Source organism: Mesorhizobium sp. C372A (genome assembly GCF_030323245.1).
Lineage (GTDB): Bacteria > Pseudomonadota > Alphaproteobacteria > Rhizobiales > Rhizobiaceae > Mesorhizobium.
The window spans coordinates 3,129,219-3,141,689 of record NZ_CP100475.1 but is presented as its reverse complement, the minus strand read 5'-3'; the positions used below and the strand labels follow the sequence as shown (position 1 = coordinate 3,141,689).

The 12,471-nt window shown below is 63.7% G+C and carries 12 protein-coding genes; 8 read left to right on the top strand and 4 right to left on the bottom strand.

Translation table 11 applies throughout. The features are described from left to right. Positions 1–103 precede the first annotated feature (103 nt). Complete coding sequence (locus NLY42_RS14970) at positions 104–895, top strand: extensin-like domain-containing protein (protein WP_023695766.1); 792 nt, start codon at positions 104–106, stop codon at positions 893–895. 20 nt (positions 896–915) lie between these two features. Here NLY42_RS14970 and NLY42_RS14965 read toward each other — a convergent pair whose 3' ends face one another. Continuing rightward, positions 916–1,635 carry a gamma-glutamylcyclotransferase gene (locus NLY42_RS14965; protein ID WP_023705875.1) on the bottom strand — a complete coding sequence of 240 codons (720 nt, stop codon included), beginning with the start codon at positions 1,633–1,635 and terminating at the stop codon, positions 916–918. Positions 1,636–1,747: 112 nt separating this feature from the next. Between NLY42_RS14965 and NLY42_RS14960 the strand changes: the two genes are divergently transcribed. Together NLY42_RS14960 and NLY42_RS14955 are read left to right on the top strand one after the other, a co-directional pair. Continuing rightward, on the top strand, positions 1,748–2,455 hold the full coding sequence (locus NLY42_RS14960) for an LssY C-terminal domain-containing protein (protein ID WP_286489186.1): 708 nt from the start codon (positions 1,748–1,750) through the stop codon (positions 2,453–2,455). A gap of 70 nt (positions 2,456–2,525) precedes the next feature. Further along, positions 2,526–3,836, top strand: coding sequence for a hemolysin family protein (locus tag NLY42_RS14955; protein WP_023683747.1), 1,311 nt, complete (start codon positions 2,526–2,528; stop codon positions 3,834–3,836). Between the two features lie 28 nt (positions 3,837–3,864). On the opposite strand, the gene NLY42_RS14950 is transcribed toward NLY42_RS14955, so the two are convergent. Beyond that, positions 3,865–4,743, bottom strand: a complete 879-nt coding sequence (locus NLY42_RS14950; RefSeq protein WP_050591106.1) for a DMT family transporter — start codon at positions 4,741–4,743, stop codon at positions 3,865–3,867. A 258-nt stretch (positions 4,744–5,001) separates the two neighbouring features. On the opposite strand from NLY42_RS14950, the gene NLY42_RS14945 reads away from it, so the two are divergent. Next, positions 5,002–6,297: a glucoamylase family protein gene (locus NLY42_RS14945; protein ID WP_023754555.1), complete on the top strand. Its 1,296-nt coding sequence runs from the start codon at positions 5,002–5,004 to the stop codon at positions 6,295–6,297. A gap of 164 nt (positions 6,298–6,461) precedes the next feature. Here NLY42_RS14945 and NLY42_RS14940 read toward each other — a convergent pair whose 3' ends face one another. Beyond that, complete coding sequence (locus tag NLY42_RS14940) at positions 6,462–7,067, bottom strand: NADPH-dependent FMN reductase (RefSeq protein ID WP_023671992.1); 606 nt, start codon at positions 7,065–7,067, stop codon at positions 6,462–6,464. A gap of 89 nt (positions 7,068–7,156) precedes the next feature. On the opposite strand from NLY42_RS14940, the gene NLY42_RS14935 reads away from it, so the two are divergent. Then, positions 7,157–7,525: a winged helix-turn-helix transcriptional regulator gene (locus tag NLY42_RS14935; protein ID WP_023683744.1), complete on the top strand. Its 369-nt coding sequence runs from the start codon at positions 7,157–7,159 to the stop codon at positions 7,523–7,525. A gap of 500 nt (positions 7,526–8,025) precedes the next feature. On the opposite strand, the gene NLY42_RS14930 is transcribed toward NLY42_RS14935, so the two are convergent. After that, positions 8,026–8,421, bottom strand: a complete 396-nt coding sequence (locus NLY42_RS14930; RefSeq protein WP_023671995.1) for an acyl-CoA thioesterase — start codon at positions 8,419–8,421, stop codon at positions 8,026–8,028. Between the two features lie 224 nt (positions 8,422–8,645). On the opposite strand from NLY42_RS14930, the gene NLY42_RS14925 reads away from it, so the two are divergent. The 3 genes from NLY42_RS14925 to NLY42_RS14915 are packed head-to-tail and all read left to right on the top strand — an operon-like array spanning position 8,646 to position 12,387. After that, positions 8,646–10,262 (top strand): GMC family oxidoreductase, encoded by a 1,617-nt coding sequence (locus tag NLY42_RS14925; protein WP_286497573.1) that lies wholly within the window; start codon positions 8,646–8,648, stop codon positions 10,260–10,262. Further along, complete coding sequence (locus tag NLY42_RS14920; RefSeq protein ID WP_023754558.1) at positions 10,259–11,473, top strand: mandelate racemase/muconate lactonizing enzyme family protein; 1,215 nt, start codon at positions 10,259–10,261, stop codon at positions 11,471–11,473. The genes NLY42_RS14925 and NLY42_RS14920 overlap by 4 nt, the downstream gene beginning before the upstream one ends. Next, entirely contained in the window at positions 11,470–12,387 is a 918-nt protein-coding gene (locus NLY42_RS14915) for an NAD(P)-dependent oxidoreductase (protein ID WP_023754559.1), read from the top strand. Before NLY42_RS14920 ends, NLY42_RS14915 begins: the two co-directional genes overlap by 4 nt. Positions 12,388–12,471: the final 84 nt, after the last annotated feature.

Below are 12,471 nucleotides of genomic sequence, written 5' to 3'. Positions count from 1 at the left end.
TGGTCTGGCTGCCGCATTTCGGCCGCAGGCATGAACGGGAACGCTGAGTTTTCCTTTACCCTTGATCGTTAAAATCCCACCGATCAAGGACAGGATTCCGCCCATGGCCGCAATATTTCGCGCCGCGAAGGCAAAAAGCGCAGCGATACTGGCCGCCGGTCTTGCGCTGGCCGCCGTTTCGGCTTGCAACACTGGCAGCGTGCTGTCGCTGCAGCCGGCCGTCGATGTCGGCTCGCAGACCGCGGCCGTGCCGCAATATGAAGGCATGCAGAAGCTCGTCCCGTCCAATCCCTATATGACTGCCGCCTATCCGCACATGGACGAGCCGATGTCGGAGTCGGAGCCGCAGCAGATGCCGGCCAGCGAAACCGATTGCCGTGGCGAGCTGAAGCGGCTTCGCGTCGTCTACACCGATGTCCAGCCGATCCACGAGGGACAGTGCGGCATAGACTGGCCGGTCAAGGTCTCCGCCATCGGCGGCATCCAGATGAAGCCCGCCGCAACATTGACCTGCGACATGGCCGCAAGTTTCGCCGCCTGGACCAGCAACGAACTGGTTCCCTCCGCCCGCTGGCGCTATTTCTCGGGCGTCAAGACCATCCACCAGGGCTCAAGCTATTCCTGCCGCAACATCGCCGGCGAAGGTGTCCTGTCCGAGCACGGCAAGGGCAACGCCCTCGACGTCATGAGCATCGAGCTCAACAACGGCGACGACATCGACGTGCGCAAGCCCGGCCTGTTTGCCTTCCGCACCCGCGGCTTCCTCAACAATGTGCGTGCCGACGGCTGCCAGTATTTCACCACCGTGCTCGGTCCCGGCTACAATTACGATCACCGCAACCATTTCCATTTCGACATCAAGAACCGCAAAAGCGGCTACCGCGCCTGCCGCTAAGGCGTTTCACCGTTCAGAAATCAGTCGGGATTGGCGTTCCTGGTGGAAGCGATGATTTGCTGGGCCACCAGATCCTGGATGCGCCAAAGGTTCCTGTCGCGGATACCGCTCTCTTCCAACTTGCTGACGGTTCGGAACAGGTATTGAGCCGACGAGCCCCAATGCCCGGCAGCCCGCGCCAGCGTGTCGGCAACCTGCTCCAATGGCAGCCGGCCCGCATAGGCCCTGCCGTCTGGCGCGGCGACGAAAGCCAAGGCCCGCAACGGCCCATCCTTGGTCTTGACCTTGATCCAGCATGGCACGTTAGTCGGCGGATTGGCATCGATCTCGCGGCGCATCAACTGGCCAAGTTGCCCGACATGGTCTTCCGCGGGCAGCCGATAGACGATGCCGTTGCAGCTGCCGCCTCGATCGAGCGCCAGCATCAGCGCCGGCAAATCACGGGTTCCGCGCCAACGGGTCAGCGTCAGGCAGAACGAGCGGTGCCATCCTGGCGCCGTGGCCGGGCGCTGCTCGACATGGGCAAATTCGGGGTTCCAGATCAGCGACCCGTAGGCAAAGACCCATAGCGCTTCAGGCCGATGCTCCGACAGAAGTTGCTCGACAAGACTATCGAACTCCGCGTCTGTATGCTCGGTTGTTCCGGGCTCGGGACCCGGATCCGGTTCGACACGCTCGACCCTTGCGACAAGGTCCGCGGTCAATGCCATCGAGCTGCGACCCACCGGCTTCTTATCCATTCCTGCTCACCCCCCGCAAAAACGATGGCCGACGATAGAACGGCTGCTCGCCGCTGGCCATTGATTTCCAGGGTCCGTCAGGCACAGATACCGCACGGATCGAGCCGCTTTCATGAGCCGACGAAGCCTGCAACGACGCGCATTGACCTGGCTCGCCGCTCTTCTGGCGGTCTGGCTGGCCCTCGCCTATGTCGCTGCGCCGGAATTCTGGACGGTTCGCGACCGCGGCTTTCGCACGCAGACTTTCGAGATGGTGACACACACGCCGCAAGGCATTCCCGGCGACCCGATCAATATCGGCCTTGTCGGTACCGAAAAAGAGATGGTCCATGCCCTCGCCATGACCGGATGGGATACGGCCGATGGCGTGACGCTAAAGACCGCGATCGAAATCGGTGAGAGCGTGCTGTTCGACCATCCCTATCCTGACGCCCCGGTCAGCCGGCTGCTGTTCGAAGGCCGCGCCCAGGATCTCGCCTTCGAAAAGCCGGTCGGCGGGAGCGCCGACCGGCGCCATCATGTCCGCTTCTGGCGCAGCGATGCGACCGGCGACGACGGCCGAACGCTCTGGATGGGCTCGGCCAGCTTCGACCGCGGCGTTGGTCTCAGCCACGATACCGGCGCCATCACCCACCATATCGCCCCTGACATCGACGCCGAGCGCGATCTCGTGATCCACGACCTGTCGGCGGCCGGCATGGTGATCTCGGTGAGCGACATCCCGGGCATCGGCGCCACCAGGACCGGACGCAACGGCGGCGGCGATCCCTATTTCACCGACGGCAAGGCTGTTGTCGGGGTGCTCAGGCAATTCCCCTGAACCACTGTCATTTTCCAAAAATCATCGCGGACTATTTTCCTGCGGCCCGCCGCAATGCTATTGAGCCCTGATGCTATACGTCGAAATCGCCACCGTGGTCGTCCTCATCTGTGTGAACGGCCTTCTGTCGATGTCCGAGCTCGCCATCGTGTCGTCGCGCCCGGCGCGGCTCAAGGCGATGATCGACCGCGGCGTTAATGGCGCCGGGCGTGCGCTGACGCTCGGCTCCAATCCCGGCAAATTCCTGTCGTCAGTGCAGATCGGCATCACTCTGGTCGGCGTGCTGTCGGGCGCCTTCTCCGGCGCCACGCTGGGCGACAGGCTGTCGGTGTACCTGGCCTCGACCGGCATGCGCGAAAACATCGCCGATCCGCTCGGCGTCGGCATTGTCGTTGCGATCATCACCTATTTCTCACTGATCGTCGGCGAACTGGTGCCCAAGCAGATCGCGCTGCGCGATCCCGAGCGTGTTGCGGCCCGCGCAGCGCCTGCGATGACCATCCTCGCCACCGTCTCGGCGCCGCTGGTGTTCCTGCTCGACATTTCCGGCCGCGCCATATTGTGGTTGCTCGGCCAGCGCGGCGAGAGCGAGGAAAAAGTCACCGACGAAGAGATCAAGATGCTGGTCGCCGAGGCCGAGCACCACGGCACCATCGAATCTGACGAGCGGCGCATGATCGCCGGCGTCATGCGGCTCGGCGATCGCGCCGTGCGCGCCGTGATGACGCCGCGCACCGAGGTCGACTGGATCAATTTGCAGTCCGATGAGGGTGCCATCCGCAAGCTCTTGATGGAGACCCAGCATTCGCGCCTGCCGGCCGGCGACGGCGGCGTCGACGTCATGGTTGGCGTTGTTCAGACGCGCGACGTGCTGGCCGCCCTGCTCGCCGGCCGCGCACTCGATCCGCGCAAGCATGTGCGCGCCGCCCCCATCGTCTACGACCAGGCCGACGCGCTGGATGTGCTGCAGAAGCTGAAGGAATCCGACGTGCCGATGGCGCTGGTGCATGACGAATACGGCCATTTCGAAGGGATCGTCACACCTGCCGACATTCTCGAGGCCATCACCGGCGTCTTCCGGGCCGATACCGACGCCGGCGACGAGGAAAACGCCGTCAAGCGCGAGGACGGCTCATGGCTGCTCGCGGGATACATGCAAGCCGACGAGATGGCTGACGTTCTCGGTATCGACCTGCCGGAAAACCGCGACTACGAGACCGTCGCCGGTTATGTGCTGTCGCACATGCACCATCTGCCGGCGACCGGCGAATGCGTCGACGCGCAAGGCTGGCGTTTCGAGGTCGTCGACCTCGACGGCCGCCGTATCGACAAGCTGATCGCCACCCGGCTGCCCAGCGGCCATCGCGAAGTGGTGCGTTGACGCTCTGCCGTCAAAGCGAATAGCGCCCTCAGACCGCGGCTTCGATCGGTTCGGCAAGCTTCGGATTGGAGCGCGAGGCGATCAGGCAACTGGCCACAATCAGGGCCGCTCCAGCCAGCGTGGTCCAGGTCGCCGCCTCGTCGAAGAACAGCCAGCCAAACACGATCGCCCAGATGAAGGCGGAATACTCCGTCGGGATTAGATATTGCGCTTCGGCCCGCGCGTAGGACCAGCTCATCAGGAACTGGCCGGAGAGCGACAGCGCCGTCACCCCGGCCAGTGGAAGCCAGAGATTGCCCGGCAGGGCAACCGCGAGCCAGGGAGCGGCGGGGAGAAGGACGGCGGCAACGCACAGGTTCTGGAACAGCATGATCTCGACTGGTTTGGCTACCAGCGCCTGCCGCCGCGAGAGGATCAGATTGTAGGCGTAGAACACCGTCGATGCGAGCACCGCCACCGTGCCAAGCAGGGCATCCCCGGTATAGTTCCCTTGCCCGAACTGTCCGGCCATGATGATGACGACGCCGGCGATGCCCGCCAGAGACGCCCAGATCGCCTGGCGCTGTATGCGTTCGCCCAAAAGCAGCGCCGCCAGCAGGAGAGCGAACAGCGGCGCGACGAAACTAAGCCCGATCCCATCCGCTAGCGGCAATCTGGCAAGGCCCCAGAAGAACGACAGCAGAACGATGCCCACGATCACGGCGCGCAGCGCGTGTAGCCGCAGCACGGAAGGCGTGGGAAGGGAACGCGGCCCCGCCGCCCAGGCCGTGCCCGCGACCACGCTCGCAAGCATGCTTCGCCACAGCACCGTGTTGTGGACACCGACGGCGATGACCAGGATTTTCATCGCCGCATCCATGGCGGACAGAAGGAAGATCGCAAGTGCACAGACCAGCACCGGGGTCATGGGGGAAACGACGCCTGACAGGCTGGGTGACTTCACGGGGCATGCTCATGTGATGGATCGCAGCCGGATATATCAGGGGAGGACGGCCAGGCCAGATGGCAGGGCCGTGCATATGGCGGTCCAACCGATCTTCGCAGCCCCTCGATTTGAATTCGGTGCGTCGGCAGCGCCTTTCGCTATCGGCCCCAGCCTGCCCTCACCCATGATTGATCCGCTGGAAGAATGGCAAAAGCAGCCAAAGCCTCTATATCGATTGTCATGGATGCATCGAACGAACACGCGCTAAACGACGAGCTTCTCCAAGATATCCAGCGCCTGTCCTTCGAGTATTTTCTCAACGAGGCCAACCCTGCCAACGGCCTGGTCGCCGACCGCAACACGCAGGCGTCGCCTGCCAGCATAGCCGCTGTCGGGCTCGCTTTGTCGTCCTATCCCGTCGGTGTCGAGCGCGGTTTCATGACGCGCGATGCCGCAATCGAGCGGACGCTCGCCACGCTTCGCTTCTTCTGGAACGCCCCGCACGGGCCGGAGCCCGATGCCACCGGCTACAAGGGTTTCTACTATCATTTCCTCGACATGAAGACCGGCCGCCGCGTCTGGAATTGCGAACTGTCCACGATCGATACCGCACTTCTGCTTGCCGGTGTTCTGGCTGCCGGCGCTTATTTCGACGAGGACGATGAGCTCGAACTGGAAATCCGCAAGCTTGCCGATGCGCTCTACCGCCGTGCCGACTGGCGCTGGGCGCAGAACGGCGGCGCCACCGTCACCCATGGCTGGCGGCCTGGAAAAGGCTTTCTGCGCTACCGCTGGGAAGGATTTGACGAGGCGCTGATCCTGTACGTTCTGGGTCTCGGTTCGCCGACCCACTCGCTGCCGCCCGAGAGCTACGCGGCCTGGCTGTCCACCTATAAGTGGAAGACAATCTACGGCCGCGAGATGGTCTATGCCGGCCCGCTTTTCATCCACCAGTTCTCGCATATCTGGATCGATTTTCGCGACATCCGCGATGCTTTCATGCAGGGTCACGACAGCGACTATTTCGAAAACAGCCGCCAGGCGACGTATCTGCAGCGCGATTACGCAATCCGCAATCCGAGGGGGTTCGCGGGCTATGGCGAGAATTGCTGGGGCGTCACCGCCAGCGACGGCCCAGGTCCGATCGCGCGGCGAGCCGATGGACGCCGCTTCTTCGGTTATCTCGCCCGCGGCGCACCGTTTGGCCCCGATGACGGCACGCTGTCGCCATGGGCGGCAATCGCCTCCTTGCCTTTTGCGCCGGAAATCGTGCTGCCGGCGCTGCGCCATTTCCACGAGATGGACCTGCGCGACGGCAACCCTTACGGCTTCACCGCGAGCTTCAACCCGACGATCGCTGCCGACGACGGCCGCGCCTGCGGTTGGGTATCGCCGGACCATGTCGGCATCAACCAGGGGCCGATCGCCCTGATGATCGAGAACTACCGGTCCGACTTCCTGTGGCGATTGATGCGCCGCGTGCCGGCCATCACCACAGGACTGCGCCGGGCCGGGTTTTCCGGCGGGTGGCTGTGACAGGCGGCGATCCTTCGCGCGGATCGTCAAGGCATCAGCGCGACCTTGCCGGTCCGACTCCACCATCCGGCCAAGGGAGCCGAGAGCGCCTCTTCACGTGAATGAAAAAGGGCGGCTCAAACGCCGCCCTTTGGAAAAATCATCGATCCTTGGGAGGATAAGGCTCAGGCCGCCTGGGCTTCGCCGGCAATCGCGTCGGCCTGACGCGCTGCCTTGAGCACGCGGGCCCACCAGGCAACGTCGTTGACCAGCGCCGTGGCAGCCTGGTTCAGATGCTCGATCTCCTCGAGCTTCTTCTCGCCCTGGCGCACCGCCAGGAAATCGCTCCAGGCAATGTGAACGGCGGATTTGACCGGCGCCATCTGCAATTCGACCGCGGCAAGACGCAAATGTTCGACAGCGCGCGAGCCGCCGACGCTGCCATAGCCGACGAAACCGGCCGGCTTCTTGTTCCATTCATTGGCGGCGTAATCGATGGCGTTCTTCAGCACGGCCGTCGGGCCATGGTTGTATTCGGCGGCGGTGAAGATGAAGCCGTCGAATTCGGCGACCTTCTTTTGCCAGCGCTGGGCAACTTCGTTCTGCGACGGCGCCCAGGCGGACGAGGCGACCTCGTCGAAGAAGGGCAGCGGCCAGTCGCGCAGGTCGACGGTCTCGACGTCGATGTCGGCATGGGATTTCGCGATCTTGGCGATCCACTGGGCGGGCACATCGGCGAAACGCGCGGCGCGTGTCGAACCGACGACGATGGCGATTTTGGGCTTGGACATGGGGCTCTCCATATATGCAAAAGCTGGTATCGTTTGGATACCGGCGCTATATGAGATACTGACAAATGGCAGCGCAAGGAGGCACCGTTATGTTACTGAGGCACCCGCACAACACCGAAGACTGCCGCGCCGTCTCGGAAATCCTGCAGCGCGTCGGCGACAAATGGACCGTTCTGGTCGTCGGCAAGCTGGGCGGCGGACCGCTGCGTTTCAATGAGTTGCGCGCCGCTGTCGGCGGCATTTCGCAGAAGATGCTGACCACCACCTTGCGCGGTCTTGAGCGCGACGGCTTCGTCACCCGAACCGTGTTCCCGACCATCCCGCCACGCGTCGACTATGAGCTGACGGAGCTCGGCCATGAGCTGCTGGTGCCGGTCGGCGCGCTCGGCGAATGGGCGCGGAAGAACACCTCGCGGGTCCAGGCGGCGCGTGAAAGATTCGATGGCGTGCACGCCTGAAAACCGTTGCCCAGCAATAGTTTACGGATTTTGCCGTCGACGACGCGTACCCGGGTTTAACTGGATCCGCCCTTGCATCGTTGGTCACGCCATGGCGACATAGCTGCAGCGTTTCGTTCGCCGGCGCATCATCATTTTGAGGCTGACGAGGTCTTCCGCTGACGAGCCCTCAGGCCTTTGACGCAGGGTTGCTGCAACACACTGCGCCGCACGTCTCTGCCCTTGCAGACCGCTGGGCAGTCCGCTCGTTGCCAACGGTCCGGTCGTGCGTGCAGGCAACGCTTGGAAGCTCTTTCCTGATCTCGGTATAAGCGGTCGTGCCAAGCAGGCAGATCACCGCGACGAGGGCCGCCACGAGCCAGCCGTTCAGCATGTGTTGACGCATTGTCTTCCCTCCGCCGCCCGCAGAATCGGATGTGAAGGCAACCATTGGATGTCGCGCAGCGCATCGCCCGCGCGGGGGATGTTACATAAGCGCAAGCTTGGCAGAATCGACGATGTCAACTTTCGGTTGGAATCGGCTTCGGCTTGCCGTCGCTATCCAGCGCCACCATGACGAAATCGGCGTGGGTGACCTTCTCCATCAGGTCGGAGAGGTAGCGTTGCGCCCAGGCCTCGACCTTGAGCGTCATGGAGGTGCGGCCGACGCGCTCGACATGGGTGTAGATGCACAGCGTGTCGCCGATCTTCATCGCCTTGGCGAAGGACATTTCCTTGACCGCCGCCGTCACCACGCGGCCCTTGGCCCGCTCGGCCGCACGGATGCCGCAGGCAAGATCCATCTGCGCCATCACCCAGCCGCCAAAGATGTCGCCGGCCGCATTTGCATCGGCCGGCATGGCGAGCGTACGCAAGGTCAGATCGCCGATCGGCCGTCCGTCCGCGTAATGCACCATCTGCCGGATCCCCTGAAACGATTGCCCTCGATCCCCTAGCGTCATGGACCCAAGAGGTCAACGCGACGGGCGAGGCTCCCGGCGCAATGTCGGTTCCATGGCAGCTTTTCCGGCCAGGCGTCTCACGGTCGCATTTTTCACAACGCATGCCGGAAGGCACCGCGACTTCGGAAGCCTGCCGCGGATAGGCTGCAGCCAGTTTTGCGGAGCCGCCAACACCAATCATGCAGACCTATGACTTCATCATCGTCGGCTCCGGCTCAGCCGGCTCGGTTCTCGCCGACAGGCTGTCGGCTTCCGGCCGTTACTCCGTGCTGGTGCTGGAAGCCGGCGGCAGCGACCGCCGCTTCTATGTCCAGATGCCGCTTGGCTACGGCAAGACTTTCTTCGACCCCGCGGTCAACTGGAACTACAAGCCCGAGCCGGACCCCGGCCTTGCCGGCAATGTCGACCATTGGCCGCGCGGCAAGCTGCTTGGCGGCTCAAGCTCGATCAACGCCATGGTCTGGATCCGAGGCGCGCGCGAGGATTTTGATGACTGGCGCGATGCCGGCAATCCCGGTTGGGGTTATGACGATCTGTTGCCGGGCTTCAAGGCGCTTGAGGACAATGAGGCCGGCGCCGATAGATGGCGCGGCACCGGCGGGCCGCTGCATATCACCGACACGACGAACGCCGTCCATCCGCTGACCAGGCGCTACCTCGCCGCCGGCCAGCAAGCCGGGCTGCCGCTCAACCCCGACTTCAACGGTGCCGCCCAGGAAGGCGTCGGCACCTACCAGATCTCGACCAGGAATGGTCGCCGCATGTCGGCCGCGCGCGCATTCCTGCGCCCGGCGATGAAGCGCAAAAACGTCCGCGTCGAGACGAATGCGCTGGCGAGCAGGATCCTGTTCGAGGGCAAGCGCGCCGTCGGCATCGAATATCTGCAGAACGGCGAGACCAAGACGGCGCGGGCCGGCCGCGAGGTGATCCTGTCCGCCGGCTCGATCAACTCGCCGCAGCTCTTGCAACTGTCCGGCGTCGGCCCCTCGTCACTGCTCAAGGGGCTTGGCATCCCGGTCGTCCACGCCAACGAAAATGTCGGCGCGCATCTGCAGGACCATGTCGGCATCAACTATACCTTCAAGGGAAACGTGCCGACGCTCAACCAGATCCTGCGGCCCTGGTGGGGCAAGCTGCTGGTCGGCATGCAGTACATCCTCACCCGCTCCGGCCCGCTGTCGCTGTCGATGAACCATGGCGGCGGCTTCTTCCGAACCGACCCGGCGTTTTCGCGCCCCAACATGCAGCTTTATTTCCAGGCTTTCTCGACCGTCATCCCGAAGAGCGGCGAGCGCCCGATCCTGACGCCAGATCCGTGGCCGGGCTTTTCCATCGGCCTCTCCAACTGCCGCCCGTCCAGCCGCGGCGAGATCATGATCCGCTCCAGCAATCCGCGTGATTATCCCAGGATCTTCGCCAACGCCTATTCCACCAACGCCGATGTCGACGAGATGCTGGCGGCGGTGAAGTTCGTGCGCAAGATTGCCTCGATGCCCGCCATGGCCGAGATCATCACTGAGGAGGTTTTGCCGGGCCCATCGATCCAGTCGGATGCTGACCTGATCCAGGATTTCAGGAAGCGCTCAGGCACCGTCTATCACCCGGTCTCGACCTGCCGCATGGGGCCGGACGCCGGGGCCGCCGTCGTCGACCCGCGCCTGAAAGTGCACGGGCTCGAAGGTCTGCGCGTCATAGACGCCTCGATATTTCCCGCCAACATCACCGGCAACACCAACGCCGCCTCGGTCATGACCGGATGGAAGGGCGCCGAACTGGTTCTGGAGGACCAAAAATGAAGATCACCGACGTCAAGACCTGGGTAGTCGGCAATCCGCCGCCGGGCATCGGCGGCAAGTATTTCATCTTCGTCAAGCTGACCACCGATGGCGGCGTCGTCGGTTACGGCGAGGCCTACAACGCCACCTTCTCGGCTCACATAACAGCGAAGCTGGTCGAGGACATGGCCGAGCGTTACCTGATCGGCCACGATCCGCATGACATCGAGACCTTCTTCCGCCGCGCCTATTCCTCAGGATTTACCCAGCGCCCCGACGTTACCGGCATGGGCTGTTTCTCGGCGCTGGAAATGGCCTGCTGGGACATTGTCGGCAAGGAAGCCGACAAGCCGGTCTACAAACTGCTCGGCGGCCAGGTGCACGAGACGCTGCGCTCCTACACCTATCTCTATCCGCACACCGGCAGCGTCCATTCGGAGGACGCGCCGGACGGCCGGAACGTCTACAATGACCCCGAATTGGCGGCCGCCTGCGCGCTTGAATATGTCGAGCAGGGGTTCAACGCCGTCAAGCTCGACCCGGCAGGCCCCTACACCGCCTTCGACGGCCACCAGCCGCGCCTGATCGACATCGATGTCTCCACCCGCATGGTCAAGGCGATCCGCGAAGCCGTCGGCACCCGCGCCGATATTCTGTTCGGCACGCATGGCCAGTTCACCGCGTCGGGTGCGCTGCGCATGGCACGCGCCATCGAGCCCTACGATCCCTTGTGGTTCGAAGAGCCGGTGCCGCCGGACATGCCCGAAGTGATGGCTCAGGTGGCGCGAGGCACGTCGATCCCGATCGCCACCGGCGAGCGGTTGACGACCAAGTTCGAATTCGCCCGAATCATCGAGAACCGCGCCGCCACCATCCTGCAACCGGACCTTGGCCGTTCCGGCGGCATTCTCGAAACCAAGAAGATCGCCGCCATGGCCGAGGCATACCACATCCAGATCGCGCCGCACTGCTATTGTGGGCCGATCGTTGGCGCCGCCAACATCCAGCTGGCGGTGACGCTGCCCAATTTCCTCATCCTGGAATCGCTGAAGCAGTGGGACGGCTTCCACGCGACACTGCTCAAGAAGAAGATCGAATGGCAGGACGGCAATGTCATTCCATCGAAGGAGCCGGGCCTCGGCGTCGTGCTGGACGAAGCGGTCTGCGACGCGCATCCCTACACCGGCAAAGAACTGCATTTGCAGATGATGCAAACGCCGCTGATGCCGTGAGCGAACGCTACGCCTTCATCGGCCTTGGCCATCTCGGCGGCAACCTTGCCGCCAGCCTGTTGCGCAACGGTTTTGTCGTCATCGTCTTCGACCGCGACCCCGCCGCCGTCGAGCGCCTCGTGGCGCTCGGCGCCACGGCCGCGACCAGCCCGGCCGAAGCGGCGGCACAGGCCGGCAATGCCATTACTTGCCTGCCCTCGCCCAAGGTCAGCGGAGCGGTGCTGGCGAATGCCGGCGGCCTGCTCGAGGGTCTGCCCAGGGGCGGCTCCTGGATCGAGATGTCGACCAACGGCCGCGACGAGATCCTGCGCCTCGCCGCCCTCGCCGCGGCCAAAGGCATCGAGACGCTGGAGTGCCCGGTCACCGGCGGCGTGCATCTGGCCGCGGTCGGAAAGATCACCGCGCTTGTCGGCGGCGATGCTGCGCTTTACGAGCGCCATCGTCCCGCCATCGAAGCGATGTGCGCAAAGTCGTTCCTGATGGGTCCGGTCGGCTCGGCGGCGGTGATCAAGGTGATCACCAACATGCTGGCCTTCATCCATCTCGTCGCCGCCGGCGAGGCGCTGATGTTGGCCAAGCAAGGCGGCCTCGACCTCGCGCAATCCTACCACGCCATCGTCGCCTCCTCCGGCAACAGCTTCGTCCATGAGACCGAAAGCCAGCTCATCCTCAACGGCTCCTACGACATTGGCTTCACCATGGACCTGGCACTGAAGGACCTCGGCTTTGCGCTTGCGATGGGCAGGGAGTTCAGACTGCCACTCCAACTGGCGCCGCTTGTGAGTGAGATTTTCCTGATGGGCAAACAGGAATATGGCGGCGGCGCCTGGTCGACCCAGATCGTCAAACTGCTCGAGGATGCCGTCGACATGGATCTGCGCGCGCCCGGTTTCCCAGCCAAGCTGGAAAGCTAAGCCGGGTAATTATGTCCTGCGATTTCAGGCCCTTGGCCGGTTCGCCGGAATCGCCGCTCAAACCACCTGAATCAATCCCTCAAC